At 67.1% G+C, this 20,525-nt stretch carries 18 protein-coding genes and 1 pseudogene; 6 read left to right on the top strand and 13 right to left on the bottom strand.

What is annotated here, in order from left to right; genetic code table 11:
• From QMA07_RS15310 to QMA07_RS15285, 6 genes and pseudogenes are all read right to left on the bottom strand, one after another.
• Positions 1–512, bottom strand: a pseudogene (locus QMA07_RS15310) (hypothetical protein); the annotation flags it as partial.
• A 377-nt stretch (positions 513–889) separates the two neighbouring features.
• The gene (locus tag QMA07_RS15305; RefSeq protein WP_025104939.1) at positions 890–1,675 is read right to left on the bottom strand and encodes an acetoin reductase; all 786 of its coding nucleotides are present in this window, start codon (positions 1,673–1,675) and stop codon (positions 890–892) included.
• 157 nt (positions 1,676–1,832) lie between these two features.
• Positions 1,833–3,614, bottom strand: a complete 1,782-nt coding sequence (locus QMA07_RS15300) for a multicopper oxidase domain-containing protein (RefSeq protein ID WP_054682937.1) — start codon at positions 3,612–3,614, stop codon at positions 1,833–1,835.
• 868 nt (positions 3,615–4,482) lie between these two features.
• A complete protein-coding gene (locus QMA07_RS15295) occupies positions 4,483–5,076 on the bottom strand; it encodes a hypothetical protein (protein WP_153244270.1) in 594 nt (197 codons plus the stop codon).
• 216 nt (positions 5,077–5,292) lie between these two features.
• Positions 5,293–6,258, bottom strand: a complete 966-nt coding sequence (locus tag QMA07_RS15290) for a M23 family metallopeptidase (protein WP_290163372.1) — start codon at positions 6,256–6,258, stop codon at positions 5,293–5,295.
• On the bottom strand, positions 6,258–6,440 hold the full coding sequence (locus QMA07_RS15285) for a hypothetical protein (protein WP_290163369.1): 183 nt from the start codon (positions 6,438–6,440) through the stop codon (positions 6,258–6,260). Before QMA07_RS15285 ends, QMA07_RS15290 begins: the two co-directional genes overlap by 1 nt.
• Before the next feature lie 258 nt (positions 6,441–6,698).
• Between QMA07_RS15285 and QMA07_RS15280 the strand changes: the two genes are divergently transcribed.
• The 6 genes from QMA07_RS15280 to QMA07_RS15255 all read left to right on the top strand — a co-directional run bounded on the left by QMA07_RS15280 (position 6,699) and on the right by QMA07_RS15255 (position 11,624).
• Complete coding sequence (locus QMA07_RS15280; protein WP_290163366.1) at positions 6,699–6,980, top strand: metal-sensitive transcriptional regulator; 282 nt, start codon at positions 6,699–6,701, stop codon at positions 6,978–6,980.
• Between the two features lie 32 nt (positions 6,981–7,012).
• Positions 7,013–7,339 (top strand): cation transporter, encoded by a 327-nt coding sequence (locus tag QMA07_RS15275; RefSeq protein ID WP_129172371.1) that lies wholly within the window; start codon positions 7,013–7,015, stop codon positions 7,337–7,339.
• A 54-nt stretch (positions 7,340–7,393) separates the two neighbouring features.
• Entirely contained in the window at positions 7,394–9,514 is a 2,121-nt protein-coding gene (locus tag QMA07_RS15270) for a heavy metal translocating P-type ATPase (protein WP_290163360.1), read from the top strand.
• A 49-nt stretch (positions 9,515–9,563) separates the two neighbouring features.
• Positions 9,564–10,025 carry a DUF6153 family protein gene (locus tag QMA07_RS15265; protein ID WP_275093821.1) on the top strand — a complete coding sequence of 154 codons (462 nt, stop codon included), beginning with the start codon at positions 9,564–9,566 and terminating at the stop codon, positions 10,023–10,025.
• Positions 10,026–10,107: 82 nt separating this feature from the next.
• On the top strand, positions 10,108–10,698 hold the full coding sequence (locus QMA07_RS15260; protein WP_056279253.1) for a DUF305 domain-containing protein: 591 nt from the start codon (positions 10,108–10,110) through the stop codon (positions 10,696–10,698).
• Between the two features lie 59 nt (positions 10,699–10,757).
• Entirely contained in the window at positions 10,758–11,624 is an 867-nt protein-coding gene (locus QMA07_RS15255) for a sialidase family protein (protein ID WP_290163355.1), read from the top strand.
• Positions 11,625–11,858: 234 nt separating this feature from the next.
• Here QMA07_RS15255 and QMA07_RS15250 read toward each other — a convergent pair whose 3' ends face one another.
• The 7 genes from QMA07_RS15250 to QMA07_RS15220 all read right to left on the bottom strand — a co-directional run bounded on the left by QMA07_RS15250 (position 11,859) and on the right by QMA07_RS15220 (position 20,517).
• Positions 11,859–12,158 carry a hypothetical protein gene (locus tag QMA07_RS15250; protein ID WP_290163353.1) on the bottom strand — a complete coding sequence of 100 codons (300 nt, stop codon included), beginning with the start codon at positions 12,156–12,158 and terminating at the stop codon, positions 11,859–11,861.
• 150 nt (positions 12,159–12,308) lie between these two features.
• On the bottom strand, positions 12,309–14,414 hold the full coding sequence (locus QMA07_RS15245; protein WP_290163351.1) for a heavy metal translocating P-type ATPase: 2,106 nt from the start codon (positions 14,412–14,414) through the stop codon (positions 12,309–12,311).
• Between the two features lie 65 nt (positions 14,415–14,479).
• On the bottom strand, positions 14,480–16,747 hold the full coding sequence (locus tag QMA07_RS15240) for a heavy metal translocating P-type ATPase (protein ID WP_290163348.1): 2,268 nt from the start codon (positions 16,745–16,747) through the stop codon (positions 14,480–14,482).
• A 69-nt stretch (positions 16,748–16,816) separates the two neighbouring features.
• Positions 16,817–17,779, bottom strand: coding sequence for a heavy-metal-associated domain-containing protein (locus tag QMA07_RS15235; RefSeq protein WP_290163346.1), 963 nt, complete (start codon positions 17,777–17,779; stop codon positions 16,817–16,819).
• On the bottom strand, positions 17,776–17,988 hold the full coding sequence (locus QMA07_RS15230; protein ID WP_290163343.1) for a heavy metal-associated domain-containing protein: 213 nt from the start codon (positions 17,986–17,988) through the stop codon (positions 17,776–17,778). The genes QMA07_RS15235 and QMA07_RS15230 overlap by 4 nt, the downstream gene beginning before the upstream one ends.
• Positions 17,989–18,108: 120 nt before the next feature.
• On the bottom strand, positions 18,109–19,647 hold the full coding sequence (locus QMA07_RS15225) for a glycoside hydrolase family 32 protein (RefSeq protein WP_290163341.1): 1,539 nt from the start codon (positions 19,645–19,647) through the stop codon (positions 18,109–18,111).
• 36 nt (positions 19,648–19,683) lie between these two features.
• The gene (locus QMA07_RS15220) at positions 19,684–20,517 is read right to left on the bottom strand and encodes a carbohydrate ABC transporter permease (protein WP_290163339.1); all 834 of its coding nucleotides are present in this window, start codon (positions 20,515–20,517) and stop codon (positions 19,684–19,686) included.
• Between the last annotated feature and the right edge of the window lie 8 nt (positions 20,518–20,525).

Genomic DNA, 20,525 nt, shown 5'->3' with positions numbered 1-20,525 from the left:
AACCTCGTGGGGGCGAGGAGAGCGAGTACGACGCCGGCCCCAGCGACGACGAGGACGCCGCTTAGTCCGGCTGCAGTGGCGCCCATGGTGGCGACCAGGGCACCGGCGAGCCCGGTGCCGATGGCGATGCCGGCCTGGTTGCCGAGCTCCATCTGCGATGAGGCGCGCCCGACCGTGCCAGCGGCATCATCGCGGACGGCGATGGAGTTGATCGTGAAACCGAGACCGGCGCCGAGCCCGGCGATGATCCAGCCCACGGCGGCGACGGGGACGGGGACGGTGGTGAGGATCACGGCACCGATCACCGTCAAACCCGCGATGACGAGAATCGCTCCGAGGCGCGCGATGCCCCCCTTGGTCATGCCCCACTTCAGGAGCCGGGCGGGGGCATAGGCGCCGGCGGTCCACCCGATGATGCCTGCGGTCAGGACGATCCCGGCGAGTGTAGCGCTGATCCCTCGCACGCTGGTAAGGGCGAGCGGAATGAACAGGTCTGCGGTGAAGAACGCCATGGACAAGGCGGCTGCGAACACCACATTCGCCGGGAGCCCTCGACGCGCGGTGAGCGTCCCGGCAGGCAGAACCCGCCGGACGTGCGTGCGCGCCCTGACCTCGAGCTCGCGGAGGTTGCGGCTGACGCGTTCGATACGTAATTCAGTACAGGCGTATCGAGGTGGCTGCACCACTGGGCGCCGATTTGTGGGCGCGAAAAAGCCCCCCGACGCAGGTCGCGTCGAGGGGCAGGTGAGTACGATCCGGTCGTGACTTCGTCTGATCTTCACGAGGCCTTTCCGACTGCTCGGTCTGCGGGCTGAGCTGCCGATACCGGAGGGCGCCCGGGAGGGTCACACGCCGACGCGCGGCGGGTGGTGAGACGGTCAGTGATGACTCAGTTGTAAAGCATGCCGCCGTCGACGAGAAGCACCTGGCCGGTGACGTAGTCCGAGTCGGGGCCGGCGAAGAACGACACGACCTTCGCGACGTCCTCGGGGGTCTCGATGCGGCCGAGCGCGATGCCCTCCACGTTTTCCTTGAGGTTCTGGCCGAGTGGCTTGCCGTTGATCTTGCTGAGCTCGGCGTCGATGAGTTCCCACATGCCGGTGCCGACGATGCCGGGCGCGTAAGCGTTCACCGTGATGCCCTTCGGAGCGAGCTCCTGCGCGGCCGCCTGGGTGAAGCCGCGAACGGCGAACTTCGAGGCCGAATACGCGCTGAGGATGGGGAACCCCTGGATCGACGCGATGGATGCCGCGGAGATGATCTTTCCACCGTGACCGAGCTGTTCGAACTTCGCTGCGGCCGCCTGGATGCCCCAGACCACGCTGTCGACGTTGATCCGGAAGATCTGATCGAGCTCTTCGGCGGTGATCTCGAGTACGGGCTTGATCTGGGCGATGCCGGCGTTGTTGACGATCACATCGAACCCGCCGAGCTGTTCGGCGGCTGCGTCGACAGCGGCAACGACCTGGTCGCGCTTCGACACGTCCGCAGCGACGAAGACCGCTTTTCGGCCCAGCTGCTCGATCTCGGCGACGACCGAATCACCCTTCTCGCGCTGCGGCTCGATGTCCGCGACGGCGATGTCAAAACCGTCGGCGGCGAGACGAAGCGCGATGCCGCGCCCGATCCCCTGCCCGGCTCCGGTGACCAATGCGACCTTATCCTGAATAGCCATTCTCGTACTCCTTCTCAAACGCGAACGGGCGCCCAGCAGATTCGATGTTCGCGGGCCTGGCGCGTCGTACAGTGCAGGGCCAGCAGAAGTGGCTGCCCGTCTCCCACTTCAACATGGCGAATCGATTGTATTCCCTGGCGCTCCTGACGTGCCAGGGTCACGCCATGAACGGCATGAGTTCGGGAGGCATGGTCACAAAGGGCCGCATCATATCGCGATCCTCGTGCTCGAGGATGTGGCAGTGGTACATGTAGCGGCCGCTGTAGGCGTGGAACCGGACGGCGATCTCGACGATTTCGTGGGGGTTGACGCGGACTGTGTCTTTGAGCCCGCGCTCGTTGGCGTCGATGACGTGGTCGAGCTCGTCGTCGGGGTCGCGACCGAGAGTGATCCGCGCGCTGAGGTCGAGATCGCCGATGCCGTCGTCGGGGATCTCCCAGCCGATGGGCCGGCGCGCGAGGACCTGGAAGGGATCGAGGTGGATGTGGATGGGGTGCGTGTCATCGGTGAGGTTGATGAGCTGCCAGATCTCGTACTGGCCGAGCATCGGGAAGAACGTGGCGGTGTCCTCGAAGTGGGCGGCAACCGCGCGGTAGCGCGTCGTGTGGTCGCCGTCGGTGAGGGTGATCAGCGGACCGGTCGTCTCGTCCTCGTCGTCGACAACGGCGAGCTCACGCATGGTCAGCATGTTGGGTACGTCCTCGAACTCGCGCTCGACAAGCGCGATGGCACGCCGCGGCGCCGCGTCCAGCTCCTCGGGTTTTGGCAGGGCGAAGTCGGTCGCCAGTTCGCGGGGCACCGGACGGTGCGCGACCGGGCCCGGGACGACACGGAAACGCATGACCTGGGGGTACGGCAGCAGCGCGTCGAGATCCGCGGCATCGGCGGCATCAGCGGCGGGAAAGGGCGCGCCATCGAACGGAGCGCCGGCGGTGTTGTAGAGCGTGAGCTCGGTGCCCGGTTGAAGGTCCGAGAAGTCGACGAGCAGGTCGGCGCGCTCGGCTGAGGCGAGGACCAGCCCGTCGGGTGGCAGCGCGACGGGCTCGCGGAGTAGGCCCGAGTCGGTGCCGATCTGAGTGATGCGATCGAATTCGGGCACGCCGTCTCGCAGCAGCACGAGCCGGAAGGTGCGGGCGTTGGAGCCGTTGAGCACGCGGAAGCGGTACGTGGCGGGCTGGACGTCGAGGATAGGCCAGACTTTGCCGTTGACGACCGTGAACGGCGCGAAGGCCTCCATCACCCCAGGGTCGGTCTTGTGCACCAGCTGGCCGGTCAGCCGACCGCCCTCGTCGAGTCCGAAGTTACGGTCCTGCAGCAGCAGCGGCACCTCGTACGGTGGTCCCTCGGGCAGCCCGAGGTCACGTTCGCGCTGGTCGCGGATGATCCACAGTCCCGCCAGCCCGGCGTATACGTCGAACCGAGTGACGCCCATCACGTGGTCGTGGTACCAGAGCAGCGTCGCGCGTTGGTCCATCGGGTAGTCAAATACGGCGAGCTGGCCGGGTGCGAAGAGGTTCTCGGTCCAGCCGTCGTACACGGCCGGTGTCAGGCCACCGTGCAGGTGCACGACCGAGTGTCCCGTCAGCGCCGCGGCGTGCGGGTCCGGCGTGCCGCCGCTCAGACCGGGACTGCACTGCACAGGCACACCGTCGGCGTCGACCTCGTCGCCGGCCATCGTTACGATGACGGGCAGCCCGCCGTCAAGCTCGTTGCGCCACTCGACGCGGACCGGGTGGCCGCGCTCAGCCTCGATCGTCGGGCCTGGGAGCGTGCCGTCGTAGCCCCACACACGCGACCGGGGCAGATCGCGATGGAAGCTGTGTGAGCCGGTACGGATCCGCACAGTCAGACGGCCGTTGTGATCGCGCGCGAGCAGGCGCTCGGGCAACGGCAGAACGTCGACGAACGGCGTCAGAGGCATGCGCTGCGCGGCGGCCATGCGCTACACGCTACCAGCCCGCCCGACGTGTCGTGGGACTATGCGCACACGGGCATAACGGATGGAGTTCCGCGCGCAGACGCGAGCGTCGAACAGAGGTCTCGCGGATGTCGCGGGCGCGGTCTAGATTCCCGGGTATGAGCGCTGGGGAGCGGATCTACTCGGCGGTGTTGCACCGGGACAAGCGGGCCGAGCAGGAGCTCGATCCTGAGGTGCGACGCAATCTCGCGCCCAATGGACTTCGACTGGTGGCCGCCAACGCGCTCCAGTCCTCGGGCGATCAGATCGTCAACGCCTCGACCGTGCTGCCGTGGCTGTTCAACGCCCTCGGCGTTCCCGTGGCGCTGACGGGCCTACTGGTGCCGATCCGCGAGTCGCTCTCGATGCTCCCGCAGGCGTTCCTCACGCCACTCATCGTCCGTGTGCGGTTCCGCAAGTGGGTGTTCATCTCCGGCGCTCTGGTGCAGGCCGCTTCGGCGGGAGTGATCGCCGGAACCGCCGCGCTCGGGCAGGGCCTGGTCGCCGGGGTCGTGATCCTGGTCGGGCTGGCGGCGTTCGCGCTGGGGCGGTGCCTGTGCTCGATCGCCTCCAAGGACGTCCAAGGGAGGACCATACCCAAGGGCGAACTGCGAACCAGTTCGGCCCGGGGCCAACATCTTTCTCGACGCGGCCGGCGCCGACAGGTTCTTCGGATGGTTCGCGAATGCCGACGTGGCGGCTCATCACACTCCGTGGCGAGGACCGCACCCGACTCGGCGAGGCACTGGACGCCGTCGGCAGCGTCGACCGCGAACCTGGGGAGCGCAACCCCAAGCCCTTCGATGCAGGATTTGGGGCGCTGTCGTGAGAGTCAATTGACACCTACGTGTCAAAGACGGCGCCGCGACCACGCGGGCGCGGGCTGTCTGCGCACCACGCGCGCGGTGAGGTCCTCCGTGGTGGCTCTGGCGGCTACGCGCTCGTACACCGCGTCGAAGGGTGACAGCACTTCAAGCTCGTAAAGATATCGGGGGCGTCGTCGACCGGAGAGCGTCTGCCCTAGCGCTTGCTGGCGCGTCGGGCGCTGCGGGAAGAAGTAGACGAGCCGGGATCGCTTGCCCCAGCGGTTCTCAGCGATGAACTGCTTCTTGCGGCACCGTTGCACTGCGAGCGTGACGGTGGCTCCTTCGTCCCATCGCTCGGGCGAGAGGTGGAAGATGTGTCGGGGTAGTTCCGCGTCGCCGCTGACCCTCCGATATGGGTTTGCTGCGGTCACGAGGACGATGACGGCGAGCAGCACCAGCAGCCCGCTCACGAACAGCGGCCACCCGAGAGCTGACCGGATCGTCACGATGCCGGCGAGGTAGAGCCCGCCGCCGATGATAGTCAGCGTCAGCACTGTGGCGAGAGCGCGGGTGCTGCGGCGTTTCACATCTGCCGGCACCCAGTCGTCGACGGCCCAGACGTCGTTGTCGTCGCTCATGAATCGTCCTCGAGCTTTTCGGTTGGTATGAACCGCACGCGGGCCTTCTGTGCCTCGTGGCGGTCGTGTCGGGCTCTGGCAGCCTGTCGACGCTGCTGCTCGCGTGTGCGGGCTCGTGCAGCTCGGCGGGAGCGCCGCAACAGGCCGATGAGCCCCACGCCGGCTACGGCCGTGATGATGCCGGCCAGATAGCTGAGTAGTTCTGGGGGCATCGTGCTAGCGCGGCAGGGGGACGCCGACGCCCTCCATGAAGGTCTGCGGGTTCACGTACTCGCCGTTCACCTTCACTTCGTAGTGCAGGTGGCAGCCGTACGAATTGCCCTCGTTGCCGACCTTCCCGATTTGGTCGCCGGCCTGCACGGCCTGCCCCTCGACCACCATGAAGTTGATCGGCTTCATGTGGAAGTATCCGGTCATCACGCCGTCGGCGTGCTTGATCCAGATGTACCCGCCGCCGCCCTTGTTCTCCCCGGTGTTGTCGATGACGCCTGCGGATGCGGCCCAGATCGGGCCGTCGCAGGTGCCGTCCGCGAGGTCGGTTCCCATGTGCGCGTGATCGCCTCGGCTGTCTCCGAACACACCGGTGACGGTGCCGCGGGCCGGCACGATCCACTCCCCCGAACCTCCGCACGGGCCGCTGAGAGCCTCCACGATCGCCGTAGCGTCGGTGTCGTACGTCGCGTAGTGGTTCTTGTCGGAGTTGATCTGTACGCGCCAGATCGCGTGTGAGGGCTCCATGTCCTGCCAGCCGTCGACGGCGACGAGGCGGCCGAAGAACAGCGTTGCGGACTTGGTGGGGTCCATGCGGTCTTCAACGCTCCCCCACCAATCTTGCTGTTGGAACAGGCCGATGCTGCTGGTAGCCGAGCCGTCCGGGTTTGTGTTGCCGCTCGTCTCCCAGTCGCCGTAGGTGATGTTTTTGAGGCTGCTCTCGCCCATCGCCGTCATGACGCCGATGATCTGCGCGTCTTCGCCGAGCGAGAGCTGCTGGGCTGCTCCGATGATCGCGGCCGCGTTGGCGAGCTGGTCGCCCTTGTAGCCGTTGATGCCCTCAGCGGGGTAGTTCGACGGGTCCGCGAGGCATGTCGATGCGTCGCTGCGCTGCACCGATGCCAACAGGAAGGTCACGCCGAGAGCGACGGCAAGGATGCCGCCGAGCACCGCCAGGCCGAACGACTTCATTACTGCACCTTGCGGGCGTCGCCGCGCATCCCCTCGTCGGTGTCGGTCAGGGTGACCTCGATGTCGGAGCGGACGTGCTGCACGTGCGTCTCGGGCACAGATCCGTACTTGAAGACGAAGTGACCGGGCTGGAGCGTCTGTAAGACCTCAGCGGTGCTGGGATCGAAACCGAACGTGCGCACGGCCCAATCGGCGTCGTCTTTCCGGTCCTGCCGGAAAACGTAGATCGACTGCGCTTCACTGATGACGGTCTGTCCCGGTGAGTCCTTCGGGATATCAGTTCCCTTGTGGAACACGAAGACGTTGTTCAGCCCGAGCCCGCGATCGTTTACGGCAGGCGCACGAGTTCTCGTCGGACTCGCACCGCTAGAGCTACCAGTCACGCGGGAATGCACACGACTGGCCTTGAGTTGGATACCCCCAGGGGGTATGTTTTAATCATGAACGGGTACACCGACAACAAGGCTGATCTGCGTAAGCGGTTGAGTCGCGTCGAGGGTCAGGTGCGAGGGATCGCACGGATGGTCGACGAAGACAAGTACTGCATCGACATCCTCACGCAGGTTTCTGCGGCGACGAGAGCGCTCGAAACGGTGGCGTTGTCGCTGCTGAGCGATCATCTGAGTCATTGCGTTGCCGAGGCCAGCGCGGAGGGTGGCGAGGTTGCGGCGGAGAAGGTCCGCGAGGCTGACGAAGCCATTGCGCGCCTGGTCCGTTCATAACCGCCACGTCTGTCTACTTGAAGGAGCACACGATGACTGATCGCATTGAACTTGGCCTGAAGGACGAGAACGCTGGCTGCGCGTGCTGTGCCGTTCCATCGAACACCGAGGCATCCACACCCACTGCGGCCTCGTCTTCCTCGGAAGAGGTTTTGGTTGCGGGTATGACGTGCTCGCATTGCGTGTCGAGCGTCAGTGACGAACTGACGGCTGTGGACGGTGTCGAGTCCGTCGACGTCGACTTGAACGCCGGCGGCATCTCCCGCGTGACCATCCACAGCGCAGCACCGGTCGATCCTGCTGCTGTGAGGGCTGCGGTCGAAGAGGCCGGCTATACCCTCGCGACCAGCCAGGCCTGAGTCGCTAACTGTCTGCACCCGGCTCGACCGGGCGCATCCGAGCAAGGAGTTCCGATGAGCCAGCATGACGAACATAGCCATCACGCCGCGCACGAGAACCACGGCAGCGCGCCGACAACGGAGCATGACCACGCGGCGATGAGCCACGATCACGACACTTCGCCAGAACATAGCGGCCATGGTGGTCACGGCGGACATGGTGGCCACGGTGATCATGTCCGCCAGTTCCGGCGGTTGTTCTGGATCATGCTGATCCTCGCGGTCCCGGTTGTCGGGTTCTCGATGATGTTCTCGATGCTGCTCGGATACCCACTGCCAGACACCGCCTGGGTCGGGTGGATCTCCCCGGTTCTCGGAACCGTCATGTATGTGTGGGGCGGTGCCCCGTTCCTCACCGGCGCGGTGAGTGAGCTTCGCGCCCGTAAGCCCGGGATGATGCTGCTGATCGCCCTCGCGATCACGGTGGCGTTCCTCGCGTCATGGGGTGCGAGTCTGGGCCTGTTGCACCACGAGTTGGATTTCTGGTGGGAGCTGGCCCTGCTGATCGTGATCATGCTGCTTGGTCACTGGATCGAGATGCGCTCTCTCGCGCAGACCACCTCGGCACTGGATTCCCTTGCCGCTCTGCTGCCCGATGAGGCGGAGAAGGTAAAGGGCGACACGACAACCACTGTCGCGCCTGCTGACTTGCTGGTGGGGGATGTCGTGGTGGTGCGCCCCGGCGGGCGGGTCCCCGCGGACGGGCGGATCGTGCAGGGCTCGGCGAGCATGGACGAGTCGATGATCACTGGCGAGTCCCGGCCGGTGCGCCGTAGCGACGGCGATCAGGTGATCGCCGGCACGGTCGCGACCGATTCTGGTGTGCGGGTGGAGATCACTGCGATCGGTGAGGACACTGCTCTGGCGGGGATTCAGAAGCTGGTGACCGAGGCGCAGAGTTCGTCGTCGCGGGCGCAACGGCTCGCGGATAAGGCGGCGGGGTGGTTGTTCTGGTTCGCGCTCGGCGCTGCCGCGATCACCGCGATCGTGTGGACGGTTGTCGGCATGCCCGACGCCGCGGTGATCCGCACGATCACCGTGCTCGTGATCGCCTGCCCGCACGCTCTCGGCTTGGCGATCCCACTGGTTGTGTCGATCGCGACGGAGCGGGCGGCTCGTGGGGGTGTGCTGATCAAGGATCGTCTCGCGTTGGAGAGCATGCGTACCGTCGACACGGTCTTGTTCGACAAGACCGGCACCCTCACTAAGGGCACCCCCGCCGTTACCGCGATCGACCCCGTGTCCGGCACCGATTCCGACCAGTTGCTGGCGTGGGCTGCGGCCGCGGAAGCGGACTCCGAGCACCCGCTCGCTCGCGCGATCGTCAACGCGGCGAAAGAGAAGAACCTCACGGTCCCTGCCTCGTCCGAATTCGAGTCCTCGCCGGCGGTCGGGGTCCGTGCGCGTGTCGATGGGCACATCGTGCAGGTCGGTGGGCCGTACATGCTCGAGCAGGAGAACGCCCAGGAGCTGGCGGTTGCCGATGAGTGGCGCAATGAGGGTGCGATCATCCTCCACGTCCTCGTCGACGGTCAGGTCGCGGGCGCACTGCGATTGGCGGATGAGATCCGCTCAGAGTCGCGTCACGCCGTCGAGGCCCTCCACGAGCGGGGCGTGCAAGTCGTCATGATCACCGGTGATGCCGACGCGGTGGCCGCCTCCGTGGCGGGCGAGCTGGGTATCGACCGGTACTTCGCCGGAGTGCGACCGGAGGACAAGGCCTCGAAGGTGAAAGAACTGCAGGGCGAGGGCCGCAAGGTCGCGATGGTCGGAGACGGTGTGAACGACGCCCCCGCGCTCGCGCAAGCGGACGTCGGTATCGCGATCGGCGCGGGAACGGACGTCGCGATCGCCTCGGCCGGGGTCATCCTCGCCAGCGACGACCCCCGGTCTGTCCTGTCGGTGATCGAACTGTCACGGGCCAGCTACCGGAAGATGAAGCAGAACCTCTGGTGGGCCGCCGGCTACAACCTGCTCTCCGTCCCCCTCGCGGCCGGCGTGCTCGCCCCCATCGGGTTCGTGCTCCCGATGTCCGTGGGGGCCGTGCTGATGTCCCTGTCGACCATCGTCGTCGCGCTCAACGCGCAGCTGCTGCGCCGGCTGGATCTCCGCCCGGACGCAGTAGCGGGTAAGTAGCAAGAAACGGTCAGGGTGACGGACGTAGGCTGAGGAGACGGAGGTGGGTATGTCGCTGATCAACGTCGCACAACGGGTGCGCGGACCGCGCACGCTCACCCATACCGTCTTGGCCGTTCTCGCGGTCGCCGTGGGGGTCATCGCCGGTCTGCTGGCGATGCACTCCTTCAACTCGCACGCGACAACTGCCGGCCACCACGACACCGTCGCTGTCAGCACGCAGGCCGATGTATCTGCCCATCACCACGACACGTCCGAAGCCGCCGCCGTGCCGGACTCACCGACAGCGGATGCGGGATGCGCGACGTGTGGGGGCGGGGACCCGATGACGTGGATGGCGTGCGTCCTCGCGCTCCTGGTCGGCACGATCCTGCTTGGGCGGATCGGGCTCGGCTGGCGGCACGCGACACTGATCGCAATACTTACGGCCGCGACCATACGCTGGCCCGCCCGTGCCCACGCCCTTCCGCCACCGCCTTCTCTCACGGTTCTCTGCATCAGTCGCACGTGATGGCGCGCTAGCCCGCTCTGCGGGCACGCACCCCTGGCACCGGCAATAGCCGGGCCTCATCACCGACCCTTGGAGAACACTCATGAAGATTCGACCCGCGGCCATCGCCGCACTCACCCTCACTGCCCTGCTCGCCCTCACGGGCTGCGTCGTCACGACCGGCTCCGATAACGGCATGGACGGCATGGACCACGGCAGCGGCTCCTCCGCATCCGCCGACGCGAACACCGACGACGTCATGTTCGCCCGCATGATGAAGGAGCACCACGAGCAGGCCATCGAGATGTCCGATCTCCTGCTCAGCAAGGACGGTGTCGATGAGCGCGTCGTCGCCCTCGCGGAAGAGATCAAGGCCGCTCAGGAGCCCGAGATCCAGAAGATGGATCAGTGGCTCGAAGACTGGGACGCGGACATGGGCAACATGGGTGGCATGGACCATGGCGACGGCATGATGTCCGAAGAAGACATGCAGGCCCTCGAAGATGCCACCGGTCCCGATGCAGGGCGTCTGTTCCTCGAGCAGATGATCCAGCACCACGAGGGCGCTGTCGACATGGCACAAGAAGAAGTCGACAACGGTCAAAACAGCGACGCCATCGCACTCGCTGAGACGATCATCGACACGCAAACCGACGAGATCGCCACCATGAAGGAGATCCTCGCAACTCTGTGATCCCTGGGTGGGGTGCGGGGCTCCCGCACCCCATCTCGTGATCTGTTGCGCACACCATCATGCGAACCCTCAAGAAGCTCACGTTGCCCACTTTTCGACAGCGACACCGAGCGGCGCTCACGCTCTCCACAACGATGGCGGCCAGCATCGTGCTGGCCGGCTGCACGGCACCCGCCGAGCCCACCACCGGGCACGACCACGCCACGTCCATCAGCCACGTCCACGCGATCGTGCCTAACCCCTCCGAGGACGGATACCTCCTGGGTGCCCATGACGGGATCTACAAGGCCACACCGGATGGGGAGGTCGGCTCGCGTATCGAGACGACCGACTTCGACGCAATGGGCCTCATCACTGTCGGTGATGCTCTCCTCGCGTCCGGGCATCCCGGACCGACCACGGCCCCAGAACTCGGCTCCCCCAACCTCGGAATCATCCGGAGCGACGACAGCGCCAGATCTTGGACGCCTGTCTCATTCACCGACGAGAAAGACTTCCACGTGCTTGCCGCCGGGAAGAACGACACCCTCTACGGGATCGCCTCGGACTCTGCGGAGCTCCTCCGCACTGACGACCTCGGTGAGACCTGGTCGGCGGTCGGAGAAATTCTGGCGTTCAGCCTCGTCATCGACAGTGAAGGGCAACTGATCGCCGCCACCCCAGACGGGGTGCAAATCAGCACTGATGAGGGCACCACTTTTACACCTCTGAACGAGGCGCCTGCGCTCTATCTACTCGCCGTGTCACCTGACAGCAAACGGCTTGTCGGTGTCGGTCGCGGCGGACAGATCTGGGCCAGCACAGGATCCAACGCCGAGTGGGTTCCAGCCGGCGTCACTCATGGCTCCGCGCAAGCGCTCGCGACCACGAACGACGGTGACATCTTGGTCTTCGATGACAGCGGCCTGGCGGCAATAGCCAAGTAAACGAGAGGACGACATCTTCAGAAACAGACGCTCACTTGCCCCGAGACACACCGAAACTCCCCTGCCGTTAGGAGGTTTCGACAAACCATAGCGGCGGGCCCTCGAGCGACGACCAGCCGCTCCTGCCACAACGATCGTTTACGGCGGGGGCACCGAGCCGTGAGGTTGCTCATCATTTTCTTGCGAGCGGCGAGGGGAAGCCTGCGATGTCGGACATATGAGGGATCGTGGTGACTATGAACGGATCTGACGCAGGTACGACATCTGACGCGCGACGTTGTCGACCGTATGGTCGCCGTCGATCCGCACCTTGTTGGCGTCAGCCGAGTGGTAACAGGGCGAGCACGTGAGGTTGCACTTGGGGAAGACGCCGTGTGTTCCCTCGCATCCGACCGCACAGCGACCGAGCAGCTGGTTCGGCGTCTTCGCGTGCTCGGGCAGCTCCGACCAGCGGATGGCGAGAGCGCGTCGCGTCTCGGGATGGATCGGGCGCGTCTCGAGTTCGATCCGTGTCAGCGTCTGCGCGAGTCCCATGGTTTCCTCTCGACCAGGCGAGCGTCCGCACCTTTGACGGGCTCGATGTCCGAGAGCTTTTCGACGCCGAACCGATCTCGGATTGCATCCGATTCTCGCACCCCGCCTCCGCTGACGCACAGATCTCACGACCTCTCTGCGACCGGCGTCTCACCGCCCCAGGACGCTCCGCACGCTCGCCTCGGGAGACAGATCGATGCGCCGCAGCAGCTGCGCGTTCAGAGCGACGACGATCGTCGACAGCGACATCAGAACCGCCCCGACCGACATGGGCAGGACGAATCCGACGGGCGCCAGTATGCCGGCGGCGAGCGGCACCGAGATCAGGTTGTATCCGGCCGCCCACCAGAGGTTCTGCCTCATCTTGCGGTAGGCGGCACGGGAGAGCTCGATGACGGAGATCACCGATCGGGGGTCGGAGCTCGCGAGGATCACACCGGCCGAGGCGATCGCCACGTCGGTGCCGGCGCCGATCGCGATGCCGACGTCAGCCTGCGCGAGTGCGGGGGCGTCATTGACGCCGTCGCCGACCATCGCGACCTTCTTGCCCTCGGCCTGCAGCTCCGTGACCTTCGCGGACTTGTCTTCGGGGCGCACCCCGGCGAACACCCTGTCGATGCCGAGCTCGGCCGCCACGGATTCGGCCACCGCCTGGGCGTCGCCGGTGATCATGACCACTTCGACACCGAGGCGGTGGAGGGCGTCGACTGCCTCGCGAGACTCCGGGCGCACCTCGTCGGCGAGCTTCAGCCCACCCACGACCTGTCCGTCGACGGTCACGTGCAGGATGATGGCGCCCTCGCCCCGCCATGCGTCTGCGGCGGCGATCTCTCGGCCGGCCACCTCGTCGAGGAGCTTCGGCCCGCCCACCCGGATCTCGCTGCCGTCGACCGTGGCGGTCACTCCCACGGCCGGAGATGACATGAAGCCCGAAGCCTTCAAGAGCGTCAGGCCTCTGTCGTCGGCCGCGCGCACGATGGCGCGAGCCAGCGGATGCTCGCTGTCGGCCTCTGCGGATGCGGCGAGCGCGAGCAGGCGATCGGCATCGATGTCGCCGACCGGTTCGACGGCGGTGACAGTCGGTGCACCCTTGGTCAGCGTGCCCGTCTTGTCGAACAGCACGGCGTCGACGGTGCGCATGCTCTCGAGCGCCAGGCGGTCCTTGACGAGCACTCCGCCCCGGGCAGCGCGCTCCGTCGCGATCGACACCACCAGCGGAATAGCGAGGCCGAGCGCATGCGGGCAGGCGATGACCAGCACCGTGATGCTGCGCACGACGGCGGCATCCGGATCCCCCACGAGAGTCCACACCAGCGCGGTGAGCGCCGCCGAGACCAGGGCGAACCAGAACAGCAGCGCGGCAGCCCTGTCGGCGATGCGCTGCGCTCGGGACGACGAACTCTGCGCGTCGACCACCAGCCGTCGGATGCCGGCGAGGGCGGTGTCGTCGCCGGTGGCGGTGATCTCGACGCGCAGGCCCGAGTCGGTCGCGACCGTTCCCGCGGTCACGGTGTCGCCTGTCGTCCGCGTGACGGGGCGGGACTCGCCCGTCACCATCGACTCATCCATCGCCGCGGTCCCGTCGATGATGCGACCGTCGGCCGGAACGCTCGCTCCGGGGCGCACGACGACGACATCGCCGACGACGAGATCGGCGGGCGAGACCCGGACGATCTCGTCGCCGTCGACCCGTTCGGCTTCGTCGGGCAGCAGCGCGGCGAGCGAGTCGAGTGCAGAGGTCGTCTGCGCGAGGGATCGCATCTCGATCCAGTGCCCGAGCAGCATGATGACGATGAGCAGCGCGAGCTCCCACCAGAACTCGAGCTCGTGATCGAGGATGCCGAGGGTCGCGCCCCACGAGGCGAAGAACGCGACGGTGATCGCGAGGGCGATCAGCAGCATCATCCCCGGCGTGCGGGCCTTGAGCTCGCTGAGCGCACCCGTGAGGAACGGCCATCCGCCCCATACGTACATGACCGTGCCGAGCACAGGAGAGATGAACCTCGCCCCGTCGGCGACCTCGTAGCCGAAGATCATCGCGAACATCGGCGAGAACGCCACGACCGGAACGGCGAGCAGCATGTTGATCCAGAACAGGCGCCGGAACTGGCCGACGTGTTCCGCGTGCCCGGCGTGACCTTCGTGGCCCCCGTGGTCCGCGTGCCCGGCGTGGTCCGCGTGGCCGGCGTGACCTTCGTGCCCGGCGTGACTTTCGTGGCCGTGTCCCGCATCCGGGGCGTCGTGTGCGGTCATCATGGGTGCTGTCCTCCCATTCCGATATGGATCTCAGTGTCTCTCCGTGGTGCGCGAGATGGCCCCCGTCACCGCGGGATGACACTCCGGAACCCGCGCAGGCGCAGGCTGTTCCCGACGACGAAGACGCTCGACAGTGCCATCGCCGCACCGGCGAGCATGGGGTTGAGCATCCCGAGCGCGGCGACCGGGATCGCCGCGACGTTGTAGGCGAAGGCCCAGAAAAGATTGGTCTTGATGGTTCCCAGCGTCCTGCGCGAGAGGCGGATCGCATCGACCGCGCTGCGCAGGTCTCCGCGCACCAGGGTGATGTCGGATGCGTCGATCGCGACGTCCGCCCCGGTGCCCATCGCGATGCCGAGGTCGGCCTGAGCGAGCGCGGGGGCGTCGTTGACACCGTCGCCGATCATCGCGACGATCTTGCCCTCGCGCTGCAGCCGCGTGATGACGTCGACCTTGTCCTTGGGGAGGACCTCGGCGATGACCTCGGAGATACCGACCTCGGCCGCGATCCGCCTGGCGACCGCATCGTTGTCTCCGGTGAGCAGGATGGGCGTCAACCCGATCGCCTTCAGCTCGGCGATCGCTTCGGCGCTGCTGGGCTTCACCGTGTCGGCCACGACCAGGATGCCGCGCGCCTGCCCGTCCCAGCCCACGGCGACGACGGTCTTTCCTTCGCCCTCGGCCAGGGCCTTCGTCGAGGCGAGCTCGGGACTCAGAGCCTGCGACCACTCGGCGAGGAGCGAGATCCGGCCGACGAGCACGGCGTGCCCGTCGACGATCCCCTGCACTCCCTTGCCCTCGACGTTCGCGAAGTCCTCGGGCGTCGGCAGAGTCCCGACCTCCTGCGTCGCGCCCTTGGCGATCGCCTGGGCGATCGGGTGCTCCGAAGCATCCTCCAGAGCACCGGCCAGTCGCAGGAGCTCCGCGCGGTCGGTGCCGGGCTCGACGACCACGTCGACGAGCGTCATCCTGCCGCTGGTGACCGTGCCGGTCTTGTCGAGCACGACGGTGTCGATCCTGCGGGTGGACTCCAGCACCTCCGGCCCCTTGATGAGCACTCCCATCTGCGCACCGCGCCCGGTGCCGACCAGCAGCGCGGTCGGCGTCGCCAGACCCAGCGCGCACGGGCACGCGATCACGAGCACGGCGACCGCCGCGGTGAATGCCGCGCTCACGGGGAACCCCGCGCCGAGCCAGCCACCGAGGGCGACGACGGCGATCACGATCACGATCGGCACGAAGACGCCCGAGATCCTGTCGGCGAGACGCTGCACCTCGGCCTTCCCGGTCTGAGCGTCCTCGACGAGCTGGGCCATCTGCGCCAGCTGGGTGTCGGAGCCGATCCGGGTCGCACGAACCACCAGCCGCCCGCCGACGTTGGTCGTGGCGCCGGTGACGGTGTCACCCTCGGCGACCTCGACCGGCACCGCTTCACCCGTGAGCATCGACGCGTCGACGGCCGAGGTGCCCGAGACCACCACGCCGTCGGTCGCGATCTTCTCGCCCGGCCGCACGACGAACTCGTCGCCGACCTGCAGATCCTCGACGGGTATCTTCGTCTCGACCCCTCCGCGCAGCACGGCGACCTCCTTCGCACCGAGCTCGAGCAGCGCGCGCAGGGCCGCGCCCGCCTGCTTCTTCGACCGCTTCTCGAAGTACCGCCCGGCGAGGATGAACATCGTCACGCCGGCGCCGACCTCGAGATAGATGTTCGCGGCCCCGTCTGACGGGGCGAGCGAGAACTCGAACGGGTGCGTCATGCCGGGCGTGCCGGCCGTGCCGAAGAACAGCGCGTACAGCGACCAGAGGAACGCCGCCGATGTGCCCAGGGAGATGAGCGTGTCCATCGTCGCGCTGCCGTGCCTGAGGTTCATCCACGCGGCCCGGTGGAACGGCCACGCAGCCCAGAGGATCACCGGGGCAGCGAGCGCGAGCGAGGCCCACTGCCAGTACGTGAACTGCAGCGCCGGGATCATGGCCATCGCGATCACCGGCACCGTCAGCACGACCGCGCCGATCAGCCGGTTGCGCAGCGACCGCAGCTCAGGGTCCGAGTCGGCGTCCCCGGCTGACCCGGCATCGATCTTCGAGCCCTTCGGGGCGGGGATCGACGCCGAGTACCCGGTCTTCTCGACCTCGGCGATCAGCGCGGCCGGGTCGTAACCCTCCGGCACCGTGACCTTGGCCTTCTCGGTCGCGTAGTTGACGGTCGCCACGACACCCTCGAGCTTGTTCAGCTTCTTCTCGATCCGCATCGCGCAGGAGGCGCAGGTCATGCCGCCGATCTCCAGCTCGACTCCGGTCCCCGCGTTCGCAGGTGCTGACGTGCTCATGTTCGTTCCTTCTCTGGCTTGCAGCTGTGGGCCGCAGCGATCAGCTGCGGCAGGGGCGAGGCTCGACGGTCAGTGTCCGTCGTCGTGCGGATCGCCCTCGGTGCCGATCACGCCCCGTGCATGAGCGGCATCGAGCACGAACTCGGCCGTGTGCACCGTGCCGTCGACCTGGAAGTCGAGGTACAGCAGATACCGCCCCGCGGTCGGCGCCTCTGCGGCGAACGCGATCTCGGGTCCCGACGTCTCTTCCGCTGCGGGCTCGTCGCCCGCGGCGTGCACGTGCAGGTAGGCGAGGTCGCCGTCGCGCAGTGCGACGAGGTGGCCGAAGGCCCCCAGATACGGCTCCAAGGAGGTGACCGGTCTGCCGTCGCGTGTCACGGTGAAAGTGAGATCACCGACCGCGCCCGCCTCGAGATCCCCGTCGACCGAGACCGTGTAGCCGCCGACCTGCGCGACACGGGTCGGCTCCGGCGCGACGGGTGCGAACGCTCCCGCCACCTGAACCGTGCGAGTCAGAGTGAGCGATGCGGCATCGGCACCTGCGGGCGTGAAGTCCGCGAAGACGCGGTAGGTGCCGGCTTCCGTCCACTCCCACGGCAGCGACCACGTTCCCGTGGCCTCGTCGAGCGCCGGGTGCACGTGGCGGAACTGGCTCCCGTCCGAGCGCACCACGATCAGGTGCAGCTCTTTCTCGTGCGCGGTCGTGTAGTCGGTGACGGGAGTGCCGGCGACGTCTTCGATCCGGAATGCCAGCTCGCCGGGTTCGCCCGGGGATGCCGGGGCCGACACCGCCGACATCGCGAATCCGTCGAGGCCGAGCGACAGCCCCGTCAGGTCGTCTGCAGCGGCACCCGCCGCGTCATCCGCGCCGGCAGCACTCTCGACGTGACCAGCGTGCTCGTTCACTTCCGCCCCCTTCGTCCAATCGCTCACCGCGCCCGCGGGAACGATGACGCCGGCGAGCCCGAAGGCCGCGCCGAACGCCACCACGAGGCCCGTGCCGAAGAGGCCGAGCCGTGCGCCGGCGTTCATGCCGTCCGCACCGCCGAATAGCCTGCCTCGGCGACGGCGGCCAGGATCTGCGCGTCGTCGACCGACGCCGAGCCGGTGACGACGAGCTTTCCGGTCTGCGCGCTCACCTGGATGTCTTCGACACCGGGGATCTCGGAGACCTCTTCGCGCACCGACATCTCGCAGTGGCCGCAGGTCATGCCCGTCACCTGGAACTCGTTCTTCGTCATCGTGTCTCCATCCCTCGTCTTAGTACCCCTAGGGGGTATTAAGAACAAGCGTATACCCTCTCGGGGTATTCCGCGGTGGGTAGATGACTCTCCCGTGACCGCTGCTGGATGTGCGCTACATCAGCTCGGCATCTCAGCGACGGCGACGCGCGCCTCACGCACCGCTCCCCCCGCGACCTCCAGCGAACAGATGCCCTGCGAGGAGGCGGGGATCAACGCGGTGAGCACCCGGTCGCCGCCCTCCGCGAACAGCTCGAGCGACGACACTCGGTCGTTCAGCGTGTCGATCCAGATCTCCCAGTCGATCTCGCCCGCACGCGCGACGGGCATCGACATCGATGCGCCGACCCCCGCGGGGGGAACCACATCGGGTCGGACGACGTCGATGCGCCCGCTCCCCCGGCTCTGCCGGACGACGACCTCCCCGGTCTCGCCGTCCCCGATGCGCAGTACGACGCTGTCGGCGTCTCCGAACGTCGCCGTGACACGGATCCGCACCGCATCCGCCGACGCAGCATCCACACCCCCGGCATCTCCCCGCTCCATGGCCACGGCGACACGACCCGCCAGCGAGCCGAGCTCGGTGACCTCATCGGGTCCGACCTCGATCGCCGGCGCCTGCCGCAGACGCGCCACGCCGTTGCTGTCGCGGGTGAGCGAGAGCCTGCGCGGCAGAGTCATCGCACTGCGGTACTCGGAGGATTCGTCGTGGGGGATGCTGCCGGCATACCGCCAGTTGTCCATCCAGGCGATCAGCGTGCGCTCGTTCTCGGCAAGGCCGTCGAACGTGACGCCGGCGTAGCAGTCCGGGCCGAAGTCGATCCAGTCGTACGATTCGAGCTCGCCGCGCGACTGGCTGCGGTCGACCAGCAGCTCGGGATCGGGAGTCGGGAGCGGCGTGGTCGGCCGGAAGGTCGTGCCGTCGAAGTCACCGACCACGTAGTGGGTTCCCGAGCCGCCCGCGATCCCTCCCGGGTTGAGACTGATGAGCAGCACCCACTGCACGTCATCGTCATCGCCGTCGACGGCGAGCCGGAACATGTCGGGACACTCCCAGACCCCGCCGACGGGGCCGGCGGGGCCGTAGGACGACAGATAGGTCCACGTCGTGAGGTCGTCGGAGCGGTGGAACAGCACCTGGCGGTCCTCGGCCTCGACCGCGACCATGACCCAGTACCCGTCGGTCCCGTCGTCGTAGCGGAACACCTTCGGATCGCGGAAGTCGCTCGTGCCCCGGTCGAGCACGGGGTTGCCCCGATGCTTCGTCCAGACGTATCCGCCGTCGGTGCTGTAGGCGAGAGCCTGCGCCTGGTGCCCGACGGCAGCCGCCGTGTAGAGCGCCACCAGCGCTGGAGCCTCGGCCGTGCCGAATCCTGAGGTGTTGCCGTGATCGACCACCACGGAGCCGGAGTAGATCTGCGCCGTGTCGTCCCAGAGGATCGCCGGGTCGTGCTCGGTCCATCGCGCGAGATCTGTGCTCGTGGCGTGCCCCCAGCTCACGTCCGCGTGCGAGACTCCGCGCGGGTTGCACTGGAAGTACAGGTGGTAGAGGCCGTCATGGAAGACGAGTCCGTTGGGATCGTTCATCCAGTTGTTGCGCGGAGCGAAGTGCAGTCGCGGGCGAGTGGTGCGGACCGGGGAGAGGTCAGTGGGGGTCACCGGGGCAGTCGTCTTTCTACTTGATGGGGGCGGGCGTCACTTGCCGACGCCCGCCGTGAGTCCTTCGCGCAGAGGCTTCTGCCCGAAGAAGAACACCAGGAGTGCGGGGATCATCGAGAGGATCACACCGGCGAGCACCGTCGAGACGCTGCCCGTGCCGAGGTTGCCCTGCAGGGTGACCAGGCCGAGCGGCAGCGTGAAGTTCTGGTCGCTGATGGTCATGATGAGCGGTCGGAAGAACTCGTTCCAGTGGTAGTTGAAGGCGAGGATGCCGACGATCGCGAGCCCGGGGGTGGCCAGCGGCAGATAGACGCCGAAGAACGTGCGCCAGGGTCCGGCCCCGTCGAGCTCGGCGGCCTCGCCGAGCTCGGTCGGGATGCCCATGAAGTACTGCCGCATCAGGAAGGTGCCGAACGCGGTGGGAAGCGCAGGCACGATGAGCGCGAGCAGTGTGTCGGCGAGCCCCATGCCTCTCACCAGCATGAACACCGGGACGATCGTCACCTGCAGCGGAACCATCATCGTCGCGAGGATCAGCGCGAACATCAGCTTCTTGTGGCGGAACTCGTATTTCGCGAAGACATAGCCGGCCATCGCGGCGGAGAGCATCTGGCCGGCGGCGACCAGCAGCACCACCAGTGCGCTGTTCCACGCGTAGAGCCAGATCGGGATCTTGGCGAAGACGTCGGCGAAGGCGCCGAACCCCACGCTGACCTCTTGGGTCACGCTGTCGGTCGGCGACATGGCCGTGATCAGGGTCCAGACGACCGGCCCGAGGGTCAGCAGGGCAGCGAGCCCGAGCAGGGCGAACTTGCCTCCCGTGCCGAGGGTGTAGAGCCAGGAGCGCTTCGTAACCACTGTCGTTGTCATGATGGGCC

This window comes from Microbacterium sp. APC 3901 (assembly GCF_030407765.1).
Taxonomy (GTDB): Bacteria; Actinomycetota; Actinomycetes; order Actinomycetales; family Microbacteriaceae; genus Microbacterium.
This window is presented reverse-complemented; position numbering and strand designations above follow the sequence as displayed.